General features: G+C 71.8%; 13 protein-coding genes and 1 pseudogene. 6 read left to right on the top strand and 8 right to left on the bottom strand.

Annotated features, from left to right (window positions below):
- The first annotated feature begins 45 nt into the window (after nt 1-45).
- Both ACN260_RS04780 and ACN260_RS04775 read left to right on the top strand, forming a co-directional pair.
- The gene (locus ACN260_RS04780; RefSeq protein ID WP_422754869.1) at nt 46-351 is read left to right on the top strand and encodes a hypothetical protein; all 306 of its coding nucleotides are present in this window, start codon (nt 46-48) and stop codon (nt 349-351) included.
- Nucleotides 352-423: 72 nt separating this feature from the next.
- Nucleotides 424-798 carry a hypothetical protein gene (locus tag ACN260_RS04775; protein ID WP_422754868.1) on the top strand — a complete coding sequence of 125 codons (375 nt, stop codon included), beginning with the start codon at nt 424-426 and terminating at the stop codon, nt 796-798.
- A gap of 120 nt (nt 799-918) precedes the next feature.
- Here the strand turns inward: ACN260_RS04775 and ACN260_RS04770 are convergent, their stop codons facing one another.
- Entirely contained in the window at nt 919-2,724 is a 1,806-nt protein-coding gene (locus ACN260_RS04770) for a glycoside hydrolase family 6 protein (RefSeq protein ID WP_422754867.1), read from the bottom strand.
- A gap of 546 nt (nt 2,725-3,270) precedes the next feature.
- On the opposite strand from ACN260_RS04770, the gene ACN260_RS04765 reads away from it, so the two are divergent.
- On the top strand, nt 3,271-4,371 hold the full coding sequence (locus tag ACN260_RS04765; protein ID WP_422754866.1) for a hypothetical protein: 1,101 nt from the start codon (nt 3,271-3,273) through the stop codon (nt 4,369-4,371).
- Nucleotides 4,358-5,095, top strand: a complete 738-nt coding sequence (locus tag ACN260_RS04760; RefSeq protein WP_422754865.1) for a class F sortase — start codon at nt 4,358-4,360, stop codon at nt 5,093-5,095. Before ACN260_RS04765 ends, ACN260_RS04760 begins: the two co-directional genes overlap by 14 nt.
- 67 nt (nt 5,096-5,162) lie before the next feature.
- Here ACN260_RS04760 and ACN260_RS04755 read toward each other — a convergent pair whose 3' ends face one another.
- Entirely contained in the window at nt 5,163-10,229 is a 5,067-nt protein-coding gene (locus ACN260_RS04755; RefSeq protein WP_422754864.1) for an NAD-glutamate dehydrogenase, read from the bottom strand.
- Nucleotides 10,230-10,570: 341 nt separating this feature from the next.
- On the opposite strand from ACN260_RS04755, the gene ACN260_RS04750 reads away from it, so the two are divergent.
- Nucleotides 10,571-12,532: a penicillin-binding transpeptidase domain-containing protein gene (locus ACN260_RS04750; RefSeq protein ID WP_422754863.1), complete on the top strand. Its 1,962-nt coding sequence runs from the start codon at nt 10,571-10,573 to the stop codon at nt 12,530-12,532.
- A gap of 148 nt (nt 12,533-12,680) precedes the next feature.
- On the opposite strand, the pseudogene ACN260_RS04745 reads toward ACN260_RS04750, so the two are convergent.
- From ACN260_RS04745 to ACN260_RS04725, 5 genes and pseudogenes are all read right to left on the bottom strand, one after another.
- Nucleotides 12,681-13,697, bottom strand: a pseudogene (locus ACN260_RS04745) (arginase family protein); the annotation flags it as partial.
- A gap of 64 nt (nt 13,698-13,761) precedes the next feature.
- Nucleotides 13,762-14,673, bottom strand: coding sequence for a co-chaperone YbbN (locus ACN260_RS04740; protein WP_422754862.1), 912 nt, complete (start codon nt 14,671-14,673; stop codon nt 13,762-13,764).
- 104 nt (nt 14,674-14,777) lie between these two features.
- The gene (locus ACN260_RS04735) at nt 14,778-16,466 is read right to left on the bottom strand and encodes an acyl-CoA mutase large subunit family protein (RefSeq protein ID WP_422754861.1); all 1,689 of its coding nucleotides are present in this window, start codon (nt 16,464-16,466) and stop codon (nt 14,778-14,780) included.
- 64 nt (nt 16,467-16,530) lie between these two features.
- Nucleotides 16,531-16,809, bottom strand: coding sequence for a hypothetical protein (locus ACN260_RS04730; protein ID WP_422754860.1), 279 nt, complete (start codon nt 16,807-16,809; stop codon nt 16,531-16,533).
- Entirely contained in the window at nt 16,806-17,126 is a 321-nt protein-coding gene (locus ACN260_RS04725; RefSeq protein ID WP_422754859.1) for a DivIVA domain-containing protein, read from the bottom strand. Before ACN260_RS04725 ends, ACN260_RS04730 begins: the two co-directional genes overlap by 4 nt.
- Before the next feature lie 292 nt (nt 17,127-17,418).
- On the opposite strand from ACN260_RS04725, the gene ACN260_RS04720 reads away from it, so the two are divergent.
- Nucleotides 17,419-17,835, top strand: coding sequence for a GntR family transcriptional regulator (locus ACN260_RS04720; protein WP_422754858.1), 417 nt, complete (start codon nt 17,419-17,421; stop codon nt 17,833-17,835).
- A 339-nt stretch (nt 17,836-18,174) separates the two neighbouring features.
- Here ACN260_RS04720 and ACN260_RS04715 read toward each other — a convergent pair whose 3' ends face one another.
- Complete coding sequence (locus ACN260_RS04715; RefSeq protein WP_422756620.1) at nt 18,175-18,588, bottom strand: Asp23/Gls24 family envelope stress response protein; 414 nt, start codon at nt 18,586-18,588, stop codon at nt 18,175-18,177.
- Between the last annotated feature and the right edge of the window lie 4 nt (nt 18,589-18,592).

The following is an 18,592-nucleotide window of genomic DNA, read 5'->3' as shown; positions in this document are numbered from 1 at the left end:
TCCCGGTCTTCTGAGCCCGGTCCGTCACGAGAGGGAGGCGCAGGCGTGGACCAGCACAGCGAACGCGCGAACGACCCGCAGGTCGCCGAGACCGAGAACGAACGCAAGCGGTCCGCCGCCGCCCGGCTGTTCGACATCCGCCGGGTCATCGGTGGCCTCTTCGTGGTGTACGGCGTGATCGTCGGCCTGGTCGGCCTCTTCGACTCGGCTGCCGAGATCGACAAGGCGCAGGGCGTCCGGATCAACCTCTGGGCCGGGCTGGCGATGCTGGCCTTCGGGCTGTTCATGCTGGCCTGGCAGTGGCTGCGCCCGGTGGTGCCGCCCACCACCGAGGAGGCCCGGGAGGTCTGATCCGCCCGGCATGGGGTCGCCCGGAGGGGGTACCCGGGACGCGGGAAGCGTCTGGGACAGGAGGGCGGCACCATGACCGACCATGACCCGAACCGACCGTTGGAGGAGCGCCCGGAGGTGGCCGCCGCGGTGGACGACGACTCCACCGTGCCGCAGTTGGCCCAGGGCGGCGCCGGTCCGGGCGATCCGTCGTTCGTCGCGCCGGGTGACCAGCCCGGTGGTGCGACCGATGAGCTGATCGGCGACCCGTACGCCGCCGGCACCGGGGCCACCGGTACCGGCACCGGGGCCGGTGGGGACAACATCCGCACCGGGGCGGAGCAGCCCTGGGAGCCGGAGGACCTGGTCATGGCGCGTGGGCAGGACCTGACCCCGGCGAACCTGGAACGGGCCCGGCGCGACCTGGCCGAGATGGGCCGGGCGGCGGTGGAACGTACCGTCCCCTGAGGCCGGCGCGACAGCGGCCCGGCACACGGGTGGGCCCCCGGCCCGACCTCTCGGTCGGACCGGGGGCCCGGGTGCGCCCGCCGCGTCAGTGCCTCACTCCAGCCGCGACGGGCTGGTTCGTCAGAGCGCCGGGTAGGCGTTCTTCATGAGCTCCTGGAACTGGGCGGAGAACCAGGCGCCGGAGATCGGAGCGTTGGGCAGCGCGCCGCTCATGCTGTTGCCGTTGCGGGCGTTACCGGTGTAGGTCGGGTCGCACATCCGGTCGAAGCCCTTGCCCTCGTTGTTCGGGATGAGGGAGCTGGAGCCGTCGGACTCACCCGGGGGCTTCACCCAGACGTAGGCGTCGATGCCCGGCTCGGGGTTGGCCTTCGGCCGCTCGCCGAGACCCGCACCGGCCTGGTTGCACCAGTTGCCGGCGTGCAGACGACGGTCGATGCGACCACCGTTGACGTAGGTGTCGACGCTGGTCGTCGCGCCCGGGCCGGTGGGCCGGGCGGTGCCGCCCCAGCCGTTACGGGAGGTGTCGATCAGCATGCCGATGTTGCTGTTGAAGCCGACCGAGACCAGCTTCTGCCGGAACGCCTGGGCGAACGACAGCTCGTCGACGTACTGGTTCCAGTCGATCCACTTGGCCTGGCGGACGGTCTGGCCGTTCACCGTGTCAGTGATCTTGACGTACGGCTCCTTCAGGGCGGAGTAGTTCGCCGTGTTGGTGATGAAGCCGTGCACGTAGTTCACGTTGCTGCCGGACGCGGTGGCCGCGGTCTTCAGGATGTCGGCGGTCGGGCCGAAGTTGGTGTCCCAGCCCAGCCAGCCGTGGTGACCGGCGTCGATGTAGTTGTAGACGTTGCCGATCGAGCCCAGCTTGGACAGGGCGTAGCCGACACCGTTGACGTACGCGCCGTTGGCCTTCACCACGTCACACTGCACCGTGCCACCGGCGTTGCCGGAGGTGTTGGTGATCAGGTTCGGCAGCGAGTCGATCTCGATGATGTTGATGATCCGCAGGCTGGCGTACTTGGCCTGGCTCTGGATCGCGGCGATCGGGTCGATGTACTCCGCCTTGTAGCGCGGCAGTTCGTCGGCGGCCAGCTCACCGTTGGAGGCGAGCGCCGAGCAGTCCCGGCCGGGCAGGTTGTAGATCACGAACTGGATGTAGCCGGCACCCTGGGCGAGGGCGGCGTCCAGGTGGTCCTTGACACCCATCGCGCCGTTGGAGCTGCTGTCGGTGGTGCCGTTGATCGCGGCGATCCGGTCCAGCCACACGGCGGTCGGGTTGTTGGAGACCCGGCTGCCACCGGCCTCGGCGTCCGCCTTGGCCTTCCACTCCGGGTTCACGTAGCCCTTGACTCCGGCGTAGGGGTTGTCCACCTTCTGCCCCGGCGGGGGCGTGGTGGGCGGGGGCGTCGTGGGCGGCGGGGTGGTCGGCGGAGGCGTGGTCGGCGGAGGCGTGGTGGGCGGAGGCGTGGTGGTGGGCGGCGGGGTGGTGGGCGTGGTGCCGCCGTTGCAGACCACCCCGTTCAGCGTGAACGAGGTCGGCTTGGGGTTGCTGCCGCTCCACGAGCCGTTGAAGCCGAGGGTGGTGCTGCCGCCGCGACCCAGCGAGCCGTTGTAGGACTCGTTGGTGGCGGTCACGTTCTGGCCGCTCTGCGACCACTTGGCCGACCAGCCCTGGGTCACCCGCTGGCTGCTGTTGGGGAAGGTGAAGCCGAGGGTCCAGTTGCTGATCGGGTCACCCACGTTGCGGATGGTGACGTTCGCGGTGAAGCCACCGGACCAGTCGTTGGTGGTGTAGTCGATGCTGCACTGGGTGGCGGCCTGCGCCGCGGTGACCGGGAGGGTCACCAGCCCGCCCGCGACCAGCACGCTCGCCCCGGTGAGGGCGAACGCCCGGCGTCGGGCGGACAGACTTCTCCACAGATTCATGCCTTTTGCACTCCTTGGGCGAGACCGGCACCACGAGGGGACCGGCAAGTGGCGCGTGAGCGTCCTGGGGTACGGACGAGCCCGGCGCCAACGGGACATCTCGGGGGGTGCCCGACCCTGAGGACGGGCATGGTGGTGGTGAGCTTCACCGGCCCGCACGGACCGGTCGGCGGCGATGTCGTCCGGTGCACCGGTTGCCCTCGACCTCTGCCGTGCGCGGTGTGGCTCCCCGAACCGCGTGCAGCGATTCTTGCATGGGAGCGCTTCCATGGCAATGGCTCGATACTTTGCGGCAACCTGGCCGCAACGCCCGGTCCGGCATCCGGGCCACTACGAGCCTATCTCCGCCCAGCTCGGCCGGGAGCGCCCCGACCGCGCAGCCGGGCGGTAACGCCTACACAAGCGGCTCACGGGGCTTAAGGGTCGCATCATCGGTAAAGCCGAAAACACGAATCTTTCCCCGAATAAGTCATGAAACCGTCTAACGTCGGTCATAGCTCGACTGTCGTCGGGCTCAGGACAACAGGGGATGGAGTGACGCAGGTCATGGCTAACAAGATGCTCGGGAAGGTTGTCGCGGGTGCCGCTCTCGGTGGCGCGTCCCTTCTGGTGTTCACGCCGGGGATCGCGTTCGCGGACGGTCACCACGACGGCGAGAGCCGGGACGGCAAGGTCATCGCCAAGCCGCATGTCGTCAAGCCCGGCGACAAGGTCAAGCTCATCGAGATCTGCCCGGAGGCGCAGGAACACGCCTTCGTCTGGTCCAAGGTCACCGGCAAGGTCAAACTCAAGCCCGCCGAGGGCCGCGGCGAGGAACACGGCGGCTGGAAGGACGACGAGGGCAGGGGCGACGAGCACGGCAAGGGCGAGGAGGGCAAGGGCGAGGACCACGGCAAGGGTCCCGACGGCCAGGCCCCCGACGACAACGGCCCCAAGCCGCAGCCCCCGGCCGAGGGTGGACAGCCCCCGGCGGACGGCGGTCAGCCGCCGGCGGGCGGCCGGGGCGGTGGCTTCATGGCCGCCGACCAGGGCCCGGACCACGGCGGCAAGCCCGAAGAGGGCAAGGGCGAAGATCACGGCAAGCCCGAAGAGGGCAAGGGCGAAGGCCACGGCAAGCCCGAGGAAGGCAAGGGCGAAGGCCACGGCAAGCCCGAAGAGGGCAAGGGCGAAGGCCACGGCAAGCCCGAGGAAGGCAAGGGCGACGAGCACGGCAAGCCGGGGGCCGGCGAGGAGTCCGACGAGCACGGCAAGCCCGGCTGGGACGAGGAGTCCGACGAGCACGGCAAGCCCGGCTGGGACGAGGAGTCCGACGAGGGCGACTGGCAGGGCCACGAGGGCTACGGCAAGGACGACGAGTACGGCTACGGCAAGGACGAGGGGGGCTGGGAGCACCAGAAGGACTTCGTCTACTACGGCGAGGCCGAGGTCTCCCGGGACGCCCGTCCGGGCCGGTACGAGCTGAACGGCTCGTGCGGTGAGGGCGACCTGATCGTCCTGCCGAGGGGGCACGTCGACGGCGGTGACGGTGGGATGACCACCACCGGCGCCGACCGGGGCATGGTCGCCGGCGGGGCCGGCATGATCGGCGCGGCCGCCCTCGGCGGCATCGTGCTGATGCGCCGGCGTCGGGCCGATGAGCTCGGCTGACCCGACGGCGACACGGGCCGGCGGCCGTCACGGGAGACCGTGGCGCGCCGCCGGCGCGGCCGTCGTCGTCCTCCTCGCCATGGCCGGCTCCGGCATGATCGGCGCGTCGATCCGGACCACTCCCCCGCCCCGTCCGCCGCAGCCGGCGGCCCAGGCCGCGCCGCACACCGTCCCCGCGGACACCCCGGCCGTAGACACCGGGCCGGTCGACGACCCGGACGCGCAGGTTCCCGCCGACGCGAGCGTGCCGCCGGGCCCCGCCCCGCTGCCCCGCTCCGCCCCCACCACGATCGCGATCCCCAGGATCGGGGTCGACGCGGAGATCATGCCGCTGGGCACCAACCCGGACGGCACGGTCCAGGTGCCCCCGCTGGACCAGGCCCAGCGGGCCGGCTGGTACGAGCCGGGCGTCAGCCCCGGCGAGACCGGCAACGCGGTGATCGTCGGGCACGTCGACTCGGCGCAGCTCGGGCCGGCGGTCTTCTTCCAGCTCGGTGCGCTCCTGCCGGGTGACACCGTCGCGGTGGCGCGGGCCGACGGCAGCACCGCCACGTTCACCGTCGACGAGGTGCGGTCGTACCCGAAGGCGCAGTTCCCCACCGACCTGGTGTACGGCCCGAACGACCGTCCCGGACTACGGGTGGTGACCTGCGGCGGTCAGTTCGACCAGGCCACCGGCAGCTACCAGGACAACGTGGTCGTCTTCGCCACGCTGACGTCCTGATCCGGCCCGGTCACCGCACGACCGCGCCCGTGGCGGAAGTCCCGCCCCGGGCGCGGTCGGCGTACGGTCAGGCGGCGGCGGACGTCCGCACCAGGGTGCGGATCTGCCGCAGCAGCACCGAGAGCGAGGCGAGATCCGCCCGCGACTCGTCGAACTCCCCCATCGCCCGGTGCGCCCGGTGGATCGAGGTGGCGTTCGACTGCTCCCACTGGAGCACCCGTTCCTGCGGCGGCAGGTCACCCGGGGTGGAGTCGAGCACCTCCCCGGTCAGCGCGGCCAGCGCGGCGTACAGGTCGTAGCGCAGCGCCATCCGGGCCAGCGTCTGCCAGCGGTCCTCGCGCGGCAGCAGGGAGATCTTCGACAGCAGCGAGTCCACCCGGAACCGGTCGGAGAGCACGAAGTAGACCGAGGCCACCTCGCCGACGTCGCGGCCACTGGTCCGCGCCGTCTCCACCACGTCCAGCAGACCGAAGCTGTACATCAGCCGGGTCGCCCGTCCGGCCAGCTCGGCCGGCAGCCCCCGGGCGGTCATCGCGTCGATGTGCGCCTGCAACGACTCCCGCTCGCTGCCGTGGAACCGGTCCTGAAGGTCGGGCAGCAGCCGGGCCACCCCGTCGCGGAGCCGCTCGATCTCGGCCGGCACGTCGATCGGCGACCGCCGGTTGGTCACCAGCCACCGCACGGCCCGGTCGAGCAGCCGGCGGGTGTCCAGGTAGACGCTGGTCTGCAAATCCGGCGGGACCTGGTTGTCCAGCGCCTCGACCGCGTCCCACAGCTCGCGCAGCCCGAAGACCTCCCGGACCACCACGTACGCCCGGATCACGTCGGCCGCCGACGCGGCGGTCTCCTCGACGACCCGGAAGACGAACGAGATGCCGCCCCGGTTGATCGCCTCGTTGACCAGGACCGTGGTGACGATGTCCCGGCGCAGCCGGTGCTGGGCCATCCGGTCGGCGAACCGCTCGCGCATCGGCGTCGGGAAGTAGTTGACCAGGACGTCGGTCGTCCACTCCTCGTCCGCGAGGCCCTCGGCCAGGATCTCCCGCTCCAGCACGATCTTGACGTACGCGAGGAGCACCGCGAACTCCGGCGCGGTGAGCCCGGACTCGGTGCGTACCGCCAGTTCCTCGTCCGGGGGCAGCGCCTCCAGCGCCCGGTCGAGCTGGCCGGCCCGCTCCAGCTCGCTGATCATCCGGCGGTGCACCGGCAGCAGCGAGGCGGCCTGGGCCTGCGAGTTGTTGATCGCCCGCGCCTGGTCGTAGTTGTCCCGCAGCACCAGTTCGGCGACCTCGTCGGTCATCTGGGCGAGCAGTTCGTCGCGGGCGGGCACGTCCAGCGCGCCGTCGGCGACCGCGGTGTTGAGCAGGATCTTGATGTTCACCTCGTGGTCGGAGCAGTCCACCCCGGCCGCGTTGTCGATGAAGTCGGTGTAGATCCGGCCGCCGGTAGCCGCGTACTCGATCCGGCCGAGCTGGGTGCAACCCAGGTTGCCGCCCTCGCCGACGACCCGGCAGCGCAGGTTCTTGCCGTCCACCCGGATCGCGTCGTTGGACTTGTCGCCCACCTCGGCGTTGGTCTGGCTGGACGCCTTCACGTAGGTGCCGATGCCGCCGTTCCAGAACAGGTCCACCGGCGCGGTGAGGATCGCCTTCATCAGCTCGGCCGGGCTGAGCTGGGTGACGTCGTCGGCCAGGCCGATGGCCGCCCGCACCTGCGGGGTGACCGGGATCGACTTGGCCCCGCGCGGGAAGATCCCGCCGCCTTCGGAAATCAACTCCGGGTCGTAGTCCTCCCAGGACGACCGGGGCAGCTCGAACAGCCGCTGACGTTCCCGGAACGAGGTGGCGGCGTCCGGATCCGGGTCGAGGAAGATGTGCCGGTGGTCGAACGCGGCCACCAGCCGGATGTGCTCCGACAGCAGCATCCCGTTGCCGAACACGTCACCGGACATGTCGCCGACGCCGACCACCGTGAAGTCCTGGGTCTGGGTGTCGTGGCCCAACTCGCGGAAGTGCCGCTTGACCGACTCCCAGGCGCCCCGGGCGGTGATGCCCATCTTCTTGTGGTCGTAGCCGGCGGAACCGCCGGAGGCGAACGCGTCGCCCAGCCAGAAGCCGTGCGCCGCCGAGATCTGGTTGGCGATGTCGGAGAACGTCGCGGTGCCCTTGTCCGCCGCCACCACCAGATACGGGTCGTCGGGGTCGTGCCGCACCACGTCCACCGGCGGCACGATCTCACCGGAGACGATGTTGTCGGTGACGTCGAGCATCGCGCCGACGAACTCCTGGTAGCAGGCGACGGCCTCGTCCCGGTCCCCCGGCTTCTGCTTGAGCACGAAGCCGCCCTTGGCGCCGACCGGCACGATCACCGCGTTCTTCACCATCTGCGCCTTGACCAGGCCGAGCACCTCGGTCCGGAAGTCCTCCCGCCGGTCGGACCAGCGCAGCCCGCCCCGGGCCACCGGCCCGTAGCGCAGGTGCACGCCCTCGAACCGGGGCGAGTACACGAAGATCTCGAACCTGGGCCGGGGCGCCGGCAGGTCCGGGATGGCCTGCGGGTCCAGCTTGAACGCCACGTACGGCTTGGGTCGCCCGTCGGCGCGCTTCTGGTAGAAGCTGGTCCGCAGGGTGGCCTGGATCAGCGTCAGGTAGGCGCGCAGGATGCGGTCCTGGTCGAGGCTGGCCACGTCGTCCAGGGCGACCCCGATCGCGTCGACCAGCTCGCCGCTGCGTTCCCGGCGCTGCTCCGCCGCGCGCCCGTCCGGCGCGAACCGCACCTCGAACAGTTCCACCAGCAGCGCCGCGATCCGCGGGTACGCGATGAAGGTCTGCTCCATGTACTCCTGGGAGAAGACCGCCCCGGTCTGCCGCAGGTACTTCGCGTACGCCCGCAGCACCACCACCTGCCGCCAGGTGAGGCCGCCCCGCAGGACCAGCTCGTTGAAGCCGTCCACCTCGGCCTCGCCCCGCCAGGCGGCGGCGAAGGCGTTCTCCACGTGCGGACGCACCTCGGCCAGCTCCTGGTGCCCCTCGGGCAGGCGCAGCCCGAAGTCGTACAGGAAGACCCGGCCGTCGATCCGGTCCACCTCGTACGGGTGCTCGTCGACCACCCGGACGCCCAGCGAGTGCAGCACCGGCAGCACGGCGGAGAGCATCATCGGCTCGCCGTAGCGGTAGACCTTGAACCGCACGTCCATCGCCTCGTCGGCCCGCTGCCCGGCCCGGGGCGCCCACTGCTTGCGGAACAGGTGCATCTCCAGCTGGCCGGGTTCCTCCAGCAGTTCCAGCTTGGCGAGGTCCTTCATCGCCTCGTACGGCGTGTGGGTGTCCTTGTAGCCCTCCGGGAACGCGTCGGCGTACCTGGTGAACAGGCGCTTGGACTGCTCGTCGCCGAGCTTGCGTTCGAGCACCAGCCGGTAGTCGTCGTCCCAGAGCCGGGTGGCGTCGGCCAACTCCTCGGCGAGCAGGTCGGCGTCGATGTCACCGGGCGGGTTGTTCGGGTCGGTGCGGACGATGAAGTGCACCCGGGCCAGCATCGACTCGGTGACCCGGGTGGTGTAGTCCACCCCGACCCCGTTCAGCTCCCGCAGCAGGATGTCCTGCATGCGCAGCCGGTTCTGGGTGGTGAACCGGTCCCGGGGCAGGTAGATCAGGCAGGAGATGAACCGCCCGTACGCGTCGCGGCGCAGGAACACCCGCAGCTGCCGGCGGCCGGCCATCCGCAGCACGCCGACCACCGCGTGGTACAGGTCGTCGGTCTTGATCTGGAACAGCTCGTCGCGCGGGTAGGTCTCCAGGATCTGGAGCAGGTCCTTGCCGGAGTGGCTGCGCTGGCTCAGCCCGGAGCGGTCCAGCACCTCGGCCACCTTGCGGCGCACCACCGGCAGCTCCCGCACGCTGGTCCGGTACGCCGCGGTGGAGAACAGGCCGAGGAACCGCCGTTCGCCGACCACCGCACCGGCCGAGTCGAAGATCTTGAAGCCGATGTAGTCCAGGTAGGCCGAGCGGTGCACGGTGGCCCGCGAGTTGGCCTTGGTGATGATCAGCAGCCGCTTCTCCATCACCTTCTCGTGCGCCTCGGGCGTCATCGACGACAGCGCCCGCGCCTCCGGCGAGTCCGACCGCAGGATGCCCAGCCCGGTGCCGAGCACCGCCTCCAACGCCGGGCCGCCCTGCCCACCGGAGTCGACCAGCCGGTACTCCCGGTAGCCGAGGAAGGTGAAGTGGTCGTGGGCGAGCCAGCGCAGCAGCTCCACCGAGTCGGTGATGTCCTTCTCCGGCACCGGCGGGCGGTCGTCCGCCGTCCGGGCCGAGGCCAGCTCGTCGGCGAGCGCCAGCGCCCGCTGGCGCATCTTCGGCCAGTCCTCGACGGCCTCCCGTACGTCGGTGAGCACCCGCTGCAACTCGCGGCGCAACTGGTCCCGCTGGTCGGCGTCGCGGACCGGATCGATCTCGATCCGCATCCAGCTCTCCACCAGGTCACCGGCGATCGCGTCGTCCGGCTCCACGTCGGCGGAGACCTCGGTCAGCCGGCCCAGCGGCTCCCGCCGGACCACCACCAGCGGGTGCACCAGCAGGTGCACGTCGAGGTGGTGGGCGTTGAGCAGGGCGGTCACCGAGTCGACCAGGAACGGCATGTCGTCGGTGACGATCTCGACGACGGTGTGGTGCTGGTCGGCGTCGGGGGGCAGGATGCGCAGCTTCAGCTCGCCCGGCACCCGCTGCTGGGCCAGGTCCCGGTGGGCACGCGCCGCGTCGAGCATCTCCTCGGCGGTGAACCCGATCAGCTCCTCGTCCGGCGCGAACCGCCAGAACCGGCCCACCAGGGTCGCCGCGTCGTGGTCGTCACCGGCCAGCGCCACCGCCTGCGCCACCAGGCGTTCCGCGTTGGGCACCGGCTCGTCGAGTTCGGCGTCCTCCACGTCCTCGCCGAGCGCCTCCACCGGAAGGCCCAGGTCGTAGAGGGTGTCGATGCTCGAACCGGTCATCCCGGTCACGCCGGTGTCGAGTCGGCCGTAGCCGTCCCCGTCGATCGGCGGGCTGTCCCCGTCGGTCGCCGAATCGAAGCTGTCGTCCCGGCCGGTGTCGCTCTGCCGGAGGTCGGGTACCGGTTTGATCGCCGGACGCCGGTCCATCGGTGCCACTCCCCTCGACGACCCACCGCGTTGTGGGTCACTCTGCCGCCCCACCATAGGCCCTACCGCTTCGTGCCTCGGTCGGTGGACCAGGGGTGGGACGTCCCGGTTCGGGACTCTGGCCTGGCATCCGTGGCAGATGCCCGATCGGCCGGGTGCCGAGTACCCCGCCTCGGGATGTTCATCACACCTTCGGGTCCACCACTTCGTCCGGCCCGCCGGGGCCCGGGGCGGGCCGGCGTACGGCCCGGCCGGACGGCCCCGGTGACCGCGCGGGGCGGTACGGACGGCGACGGCGTACTAGCGTGCAGGGCAGCCCGCCGTCCGGAAGGTGCAGCTCCATGCCCCTGTCGTACCCCCACCGCCGCCCCGGCACGCCCCTGCGACGAGGGCTCGCGGCCCTGGCCGCCACCGTGCTGGCGGCCGGCGCCCTCGTCGGCTGCTCCGGCGACGACGGGCTGACGGGCAGCGTGGACGCGTTCCTCGCCGGCTGGCGCTCCGGCAATCTGGACTCCGTGGGCTTCGTCGAGCCGACCGGGGCGCGAGTGCCCGCCGGCACCGTCGTCGAGGAGATCAAGGCCCTCTCCGGCGACCTCGCCGCCACCCCGCCCGCCCTGCGGCGGGTCGGGGAGGCCGAGGTCACCAAGAACCTCGCCACCACCACCGTCGACATCCGGTGGACGCTGCCGGGCGGGGCTGCCTGGGCCTACCAGCGGCCGCTGCGGTTGCGGCAGAACTCCGGCGACGACAGGTGGCAGGTGATCTGGGAACCGCAGGTGCTGCACGAGCAGCTGGCCAAGGGCGACCGGTTGACGCTGCGGCGGACCGCCGCGCCCCGGGCCGGGCTGCTCGACGGCGCGGGACAACCGATCGTGACACCCCGGCCGGTGGTCCGGATCGGACTGCAACCCGGCGAGATCCCGGACGTCGCGGCACTGGTGGGGCGGCTCGACGCGGCGTTCCGGGCGGTCCGACCGCCGATCAGCCCCCCGGTCGACCTCGCCGACCTGCCGCAGCGGCTCCGCGACGCCGACCCGGACGCGTTCGTCGAGGTGGTGACGTTGCGGGACGAGGCGTACCGGCAGATCCGTTCCCGGATCTACGACCTGCCGGGGACGAAGTTCCGGGCCGAGAAGCTCGACCTGGCACCGACCCGGGAGTTCGCCCGTGCCCTGCTCGGCACGGTCGACCCGGCGCAGGCCGACGACCTCGCCGCCCACCCCGACCGGTACGCCAAGGGCGACCTGGTCGGCCACGGCGGTCTCCAGGGCCGTTACGACGAGCGGCTGCGCGGCGCCCCCGGCACCACCGTGGAGATCCGCCGGCCCACCCCCGAGGGCGGCAGCACCGTCGTCACCGAGGCGTTCCGGCAGGAGCCTGGCCCCGGCCAGCCGGTCCGCACCGGCCTCGACGTGGCCACCCAGAACGCCGCCGACGGCGCGTTGCGGGGTGAGAAGCGACGCTCCGCCCTGGTGGCGGTACGGGTCAGTGACGGCGCGGTGCTCGCCGCCGCCAACGGCCCCGGAGCGGCCGGGGAGAACCTGGCCTTCACCGCCCAGGTGCCGCCGGGCTCCACGTTCAAGACGGTCAGCGCCCTGGCCCTGCTGGACAAGGGCGCGGTGACCCCGCAGACCACCGTCGACTGCCCGAAGACCCGCGTGGTGGACGGCCGCCCGTTCAAGAACTCCGACGACTTCGTGCTGGGCAAGGTGCCGTTCCGTACCGACTTCGCGAAGTCCTGCAACACCGCGTTCGTGGCGCTGGCCCCGCAGCTCGGCCCGGACGGGCTGGCCGCCACCGGTCGTACCCTCGGGTTGGAGGGCTCGTGGGACCTCGGCGCGGACGTCTTCACCGGCAAGGTCTCCACCGGCGGCGGGCCGACCGAGCAGGCCGCCGCCGCGATCGGTCAGGGCACCACCGTGGTCAGCCCGCTGGCCATGGCGGGGGTGACCGCCGCCGTCGCCCGGGGCCGCTTCGAGCAGCCGAAACTGGTGCTCGACCCGGCCCCCGCCGCGCCCGCCGCGGCCGGCCCGCCACTGCGGGCCGAGTCGGTGGCGGCGCTGAGGACGATGATGCGCGAGGTGGTCACCGCCGGCACCGCCAGGGCGCTGGCCGACGTGCCGGGTGGACCGGTGTACGGCAAGACCGGCACCGCCGAGTACGACGACGACCCGGCGCACACCCACGCCTGGTTCGTCGGGTGGCGGGGCGACGTCGCGTTCGCCGTCTTCGTCGAGCAGGGCGGATCGAGTACGGCCAGCGCCGTCCCGATCGCCGAACGCTTCCTCCGCGCCCTCCGCTGACGCCGCCCCGCCCCACGCCCGGTCCAGGTGCTCAGTTGGGCCGATGTTGCGGTATCCCGGCGAGCGGATAGCGCAACATCGGCCCAACTGAGTTGATCATGTGACGCCGTTGAGGGGATCGTGCTCAGGAGACCGGCTCTTCGGCGCGGCCGGGTGCGTCAGCCGGCCCGGGGACGGACCGCCCTGACGTGGACGATCCGGAGTCGGTGGATTGCGGCTGGGGTGGCAGCAGTCGGGGCGCGACGGCGTCCGGGGCGACCACCGGGGCCAGCCCGGCGACGACCGTGTTGACGATCTCGGCGGCGTACGCGCCGTCCGGGTCGTAGTCGGGGTCGAAGACGGTCAGCTCGACGCCGAGGCAGTGCGGGGTGTCCACCAGCCCGGCGAGCAGGATCTCCAGCTCGGCGAAGGCGATCCCGCCCGGGTCGGGGGCGTCCACGGCCGGCATCACCGCCGGGTCGAGCACGTCCACGTCGATGTGCACCCAGTAGCCGGCGCAGTCGGCCAGTTGCTCGTGCGCCCACTGCGCGCTGCGGGCGGCCCCCTCGGCGCGCAGGGCCGGCACCGGTCGGGTGATGATCCCGGCGGCCTGGAGGTCGAGCCGGTATTCGTCCTGTGCCCGGATGCCGAGCACCACCACGTCGATGTCCCGGAAGTACGGTCGACGCCCCTCGATGGCGGCCAGGTCGGCCTGCCCGCGCCCGGTCACCAGGGCCAGGTCCTCGCCGGCCGCCGCGCCGACGTAGGAGGCGTTGCCGGGGTGCCGGAAGTCGGAGTGGCCGTCGACGAAGACCAGCCCGATCCGCCCGCCGACCGCCTCGCCGAGCCGGTGCATGGCCAGCGCCGAGCCGAGCAGCACCGAGCAGTCCCCGCCGAGGACCAGCGGGAACTCACCCCGGTCGATGATCGCGCCGATCCGGTCGGCCAGCGCCGTCGAGTAGCCGGAGATCTCCCGGGCGTGGCAGACCCCGTCACCGGGCCGCCAGTCGCCCGGGTCGTAGCGGGGGGCGGTGAGGCAACCGGCGTCGCGCGCCCCGAGCCGGGCGAGCAGATCGTGGTCGCGCAGTGCCCCGGGGGCCTTGCCGCAGCCGGGAACGGAGGTGGAGGTGGGTGGGCGCAGACCCAGGTTGGTCGGCGCGTCGAGGACGGCGATTCGGCGCATCACGGGCTCCCGTCCTCGATGGTCGGCGGGCCGGCCGGGTGGCCGGCCCGCGCGGGGTGTCAGGGGATCAGAACAGGGCGCTGGCCAGGGCGCGGCGGGCGGAGGCCACGGCGGGGTCGTCCGGGCCTGCGATGCTGAACAGCGAGACGAGGTGTTGGCGGGCCCGGTCCCGGTCGTCACCGGCGGTCCGCCGGACCAGCCCGACCAGTCGTTCGTACGCCTGCTCGGCCATTCCGCTGAGCACCTCGATGTCGGCGGCGAGGAGCTGGGCCTCGACGTCGTCGGGGTTGGCCTGCGCGGCGGCGAGGGCGGCCTGCGGGTCGGCGCCGGCGACCCGCCGGGCCACCCCGACCTGGGCCAGGCCGGCCTCGGCGGCGGCGTCCGCCGGGGATTCGGCGAGGATCTTGCGGTACGCCTGCTCGGCGGCGTCGAGGTCGCCGCTCATCAACGCGTCGTCGGCCTCGTCGAGGCGCGGGTCCTCCGGTTCGGCGACGGTGACGCCACCGGCCTTGAGCACGGCGGCGAGCCACTGGCGCAACTGCGGCTCGGGGATCACCCCGGGGAAGGCGTCGATCGGCCGCCCGCCGACCACCGCGTAGACGGTGGGGATCGCCTGGATCTGGAACATCTGCGCGATCCGCGGATTCTCCTGGACGTCGACCCGGGCCAGGACCCACTGGCCGGCACCCTCGGCCGCCAGCCGCTCCAGCACCGGGGCGAACTGGTCGCTGTCCGGATAGCCGGCCGCGCCGAAGAAGACCACCACGGGTGTGGTCATCGACCGTTCGAGCACTCCGGACTGGATGTTCGCCTCGGTCACGTCGAGCACGGCGGCACCGCCACCTGTGGCGGGACCGCCCGGTGCGCCGGTCTGGCTCGGTGTGGCGGGACGGGAACTGGCCGGGGCGGTGCCGCGCAGCGCGCTGAGGTCGACCGCGCCGCGGGTGAAGATCGACGAGGTGATCCGTGGGTCGCTCATGGTTACCTAGTCTCGCACGATCCCCACCGTCCCCGGCTCAGCCACAACGCCCACAGTTGCCACTCTCACCTCCCACTCTTTGCCCGGTCGGCCGGTGCGGATCATCAGAAGCGGGCGGGTTCGCGGTAGGTGCCCCATTCCGTGCGTAGGGCGTCGCAGATCTCGCCCAGGGTGGCTTCGGCCCGGACGGCGTCGAGCATGGGCGGGATCATGTTGCCGCCGGTGCGGCTGACCTCGATCATGCGCTGCACCGCCGCCGTCACCGCCGCGTCGTCGCGGGCGGCCTTGCGTTCGGCGAGCACCCGGCGCTGTTCCAGCTCCACCTCGTGCGAGATGCGCAGGATCTCCAACTCCTTGGCGACCGTGCCGGTGTGGCAGTTGACCCCGACGATCTTCTTGTCGCCCTTTTCCAGGGCCTGCTGGTAGGCGAAGGCCGACTCGGCGATGTGGCCGGTGAACCAGCCGTCCTCGATGCCGCGCAGGATGCCGGAGGTCATCGGGCCGATCCGGTGCGGGCCGTCGCCGCCGAGCTGCCGGATCCGGGCGAAGATCTCCTCCGCCTCAGCCTCGATGGCGTCGGTGAGCGCCTCGACGTACCAGGAGCCGCCGAGCGGGTCGGCCACGTTGGTCACCCCGATCTCCTCCATCAGCACCTGCTGGGTGCGCAGGGCGATCTCGGCGGATTCGTCGGTGGGCAGGGCGAGGGTCTCGTCCAGGGCGTTGGTGTGCAGCGAGTTGGTGCCGCCGAGCACGGCGGCGAGCGCCTCCACTGCGGTGCGTACCACGTTGTTGACCGGCTGTTGCGCGGTCAGCGACACCCCGGCGGTCTGGGTGTGGAACCGCAGCCAGAGGGCCTTCTCGCTGGTCGCGCCGTAGACGTCGCGCAGCCAGCGGGCCCAGATCCGGCGGGCGGCACGGAACTTGGCGATCTCCTCGAAGAAGTCCAGGTGCGCGTCGAAGAAGAAGCTCAGCCCCGGGGCGAAGACGTTGACGTCCAGGCCGCGTGAGAGCCCCAGTTCGACGTAGCCGAACCCGTCGGCCAGGGTGTACGCCAACTCCTGCGCGGCGGTGGAGCCGGCCTCGCGGATGTGGTAGCCGGAGACCGACAGCGGCTTGTAGCGGGGGATCTCGGCGGCGCAGTACTCCATCAGGTCGCCGATCAGGCGCAGGTGCGGCTCGGGGTCGAACAGCCACTCCTTCTGCGCGATGTACTCCTTGAAGATGTCGGTCTGCAAGGTGCCGTCGAGCCGGGACAGGTCGACGCCCTGCCGCTCGGCGGCGACCAGGTACATGCAGAACACCGGCACCGCCGGGCCGGAGATGGTCATCGAGGTGGTGACGCCGGCCAGGTCGATGCCGTCGAAGAGCACCTCCATGTCGGCGGCGGAGTCCACCGCGACCCCACAGTGCCCGACCTCGCCCAGCGCCTGCGGGTCGTCGGAGTCGCGCCCCATCAGCGTCGGCATGTCGAACGCGACGGAGAGCCCGCCGCCGCCCGCGCCGAGGATCATCTTGTACCGCTCGTTGGTCTGCTGGGCGTTGCCGAAGCCGGCGAACTGCCGGATCGTCCAGGCCCGACCCCGGTAACCGGTGGGGTGCAACCCCCGGGTGTACGGGAACTCGCCCGGCCAGCCGATCCGTTCGAACCCCGGGTACGCGGTGCCCTCGGGAGGGCCGTACACGGGTTGCACGGTGGCGCCGGACAGGGTGGTGAAGTCCGCGTCCCGCTTGCGCGCGGCGTCGTACCGGGCCTGCCAGCGTGCCCGTCCGGCGGCGATCTCGTCGGCGTTCATCCGCGGGGCTCCTCCTCGAGTCCTCGACCGAACCCCGAGTGTAGAACGAAAACCTGAACGATCGCTAAGGGAAGTCGTACCGGACGGTAGCCGGTCGGCGGGAGCAGGGGCCGTCGTGGTCGGCGCGCAGCAGGCAGCGCCGGCCGGCGTCCAGCCGCAGGTCACAGAAGACCCGATGGCGTACGCCCTGCTCGTCCTCGGCCGACACGGTGGTCTCGCCGGGGTCGGCCTGGGCGAGCACCCCCGCCCAGCGGGCCAGCACCCGGGCCAGCCGGACGGCACCGGGCAGGTCCACGGCGACCACGGGCAGGTGGACGACGAACCGCTCCCGGCCGGCGGTCACCGGTACCACCCCTCGTTCACCCGCTGCCGGAACTGCGCGGACTGCCAGCGGCGCAGCGCGTCCCGGACCCGGGCGGCCTCGTGCCGGCTGTCGCCGAGCGCCTGGTAGGCGTCGGCCAGGTCGGCGGCGACCCGGTCGAGGAACTCCTGCACCTCCGCCGGGTCGAGCCCACGCCGACCGAATCGGGTCCAGCGGAACCGCTGCTCCCGCACCTGCCACGGCCGCAGCGGGCGGTAGGCAGCCGAGCGGTAGCAGCGCGGCCGGCGGGGGTGCCGGGTCCACCCGGGTCGACCGAGTAACCGGAGGGTCAGACGCATGACGACCTGCCTCTCTGTCGCGGGGATTCGGTGTCGGTGGGGTTGGAAGGGGTGGGTCCACCCGCCCGCCGCCCACGGGCGGACCCACCCCACCCCGCGACCGCAGCCCTGATCGGCGGTACGGCGGCGGGGCAGCTCGACCGGCCAGCGAACCCGAAAGAGTGAGCACCCTTCGTAACCCCACGAGGACGCATTGCCATAGGAGACAATAGCAACGATTCAACATGGCCACAATCCATCATTGCAATGAAGCCTTGTTCGAAGACAGCAACGGGGGCATAAGGCTTGCGGGATGACCATCGATCCGCGCTCACACACGCCGGTCTACGTGCAGCTCGCCGAGCTACTTCGGGGGCAGATCGAATCCGGTGACCTGCCGGCTGGGTCGAGCGTCGGCAGCGAGACCCGGTTGAGCCAGGAGCACGGGATCGGCCGTGACGCCGTCCGGATGGCCATCGCGCTGCTGCGATCGGAGGGACTGGTCACCACCAGCCGACCCTTCGGAACACGGGTTCGCGATCTACCACAGCGCAGGAGGGTGGAGTTGCCGGGAGGCGCGAGGGTGATCGCGCGGATGCCGAGTGGTGCGGAGCGGCGCAGCATGCAGCTCGACGAGGGCGTACCGATCCTCGAAATTTACGGCCCGCAGGGCGACGTGGAACTGCTACCGGGCGACGAGGTCGAACTGATCCGACCGAAACACGACTGAGCCGCCGAACCGAGCCGGCCGGGAACCCCGGTCCCGGCAGGCTCAGGATCGCCGGGGCCGCGCGGGCCCATCCAGGATCGCCGGGCGAGCGGAATGCCGGAGCACTTATCGCCCAAGCCGGCATGCCTACCAGTCATATCCATGCCGCACAGGCATACCGACTTCACCACACCACAACCCCCGGCAGCGGGCCTGAGAGTTGCGTCGCCAGCAGGCACCGACCTAACCGCACCTTCACACCCCGGGCAGCGGGCGGGAGGCTGTGTCACCCAGCAGCCCAGACATTGACGCACGCCACCTGATCACCCGGCAAAGGCGCGGGCACCGGGACGGGTGGGGTCAGGCGACCGGGGTGTCGGGGGTGTCCATGGCGACGTCGTCGACCCGGATGTTGATCTCGTCGGCGCGCAGGCCGTACGACTCGACGGCCGCCGTCACGGCGGCCCGCACCGCGGCGGTGACCTGGGGCACCGGGTGGCCGCTGGAGATCACCAGCACCAGGTTGACCACGGCCGCGCCGTTGGTGACGTGCGCCGAGCAGCCCCGCCGCGCGTCGCCCACCCGGTCCAGCCCGACCCGGTCGAGGACTGCGTTGAAGAACCGGGCCACGTCACCGCCCAGTTCGGCCACCCCGGGCACGGACTTCGCGGCGGCCACCGCGATCTTCTCCACCACCTCGTCGGAGACCTGGGTGGTCCCGCCCGCCACCGCGTCCGGCGTCACCGACAACTCCTGCGTCGCCTCGTGGTCCATGGTT

This window comes from Micromonospora sp. WMMD708 (assembly GCF_049315245.1).
Taxonomy (GTDB): Bacteria; Actinomycetota; Actinomycetes; order Mycobacteriales; family Micromonosporaceae; genus Micromonospora; species Micromonospora wenchangensis.
This window is presented reverse-complemented; position numbering and strand designations above follow the sequence as displayed.

What these genes read in the sequence shown, in the direction of transcription:
- ACN260_RS04725 (WP_422754859.1), bottom strand. Translation starts at nt 17,126, where the DNA reads ATGCGTCTGACCCTCCGGTTACTCGGTCGACCCGGGTGGACCCGGCAC.
- ACN260_RS04750 (WP_422754863.1), top strand. Translation starts at nt 10,571, where the DNA reads ATGCCCCTGTCGTACCCCCACCGCCGCCCCGGCACGCCCCTGCGACGA.
- ACN260_RS04765 (WP_422754866.1), top strand. Translation starts at nt 3,271, where the DNA reads ATGGCTAACAAGATGCTCGGGAAGGTTGTCGCGGGTGCCGCTCTCGGT.
- ACN260_RS04720 (WP_422754858.1), top strand. Translation starts at nt 17,419, where the DNA reads ATGACCATCGATCCGCGCTCACACACGCCGGTCTACGTGCAGCTCGCC.
- ACN260_RS04770 (WP_422754867.1), bottom strand. Translation starts at nt 2,724, where the DNA reads ATGAATCTGTGGAGAAGTCTGTCCGCCCGACGCCGGGCGTTCGCCCTC.
- ACN260_RS04775 (WP_422754868.1), top strand. Translation starts at nt 424, where the DNA reads ATGACCGACCATGACCCGAACCGACCGTTGGAGGAGCGCCCGGAGGTG.
- ACN260_RS04755 (WP_422754864.1), bottom strand. Translation starts at nt 10,229, where the DNA reads ATGGACCGGCGTCCGGCGATCAAACCGGTACCCGACCTCCGGCAGAGC.
- ACN260_RS04735 (WP_422754861.1), bottom strand. Translation starts at nt 16,466, where the DNA reads ATGAACGCCGACGAGATCGCCGCCGGACGGGCACGCTGGCAGGCCCGG.
- ACN260_RS04715 (WP_422756620.1), bottom strand. Translation starts at nt 18,588, where the DNA reads ATGGACCACGAGGCGACGCAGGAGTTGTCGGTGACGCCGGACGCGGTG.
- ACN260_RS04740 (WP_422754862.1), bottom strand. Translation starts at nt 14,673, where the DNA reads ATGAGCGACCCACGGATCACCTCGTCGATCTTCACCCGCGGCGCGGTC.
- ACN260_RS04760 (WP_422754865.1), top strand. Translation starts at nt 4,358, where the DNA reads ATGAGCTCGGCTGACCCGACGGCGACACGGGCCGGCGGCCGTCACGGG.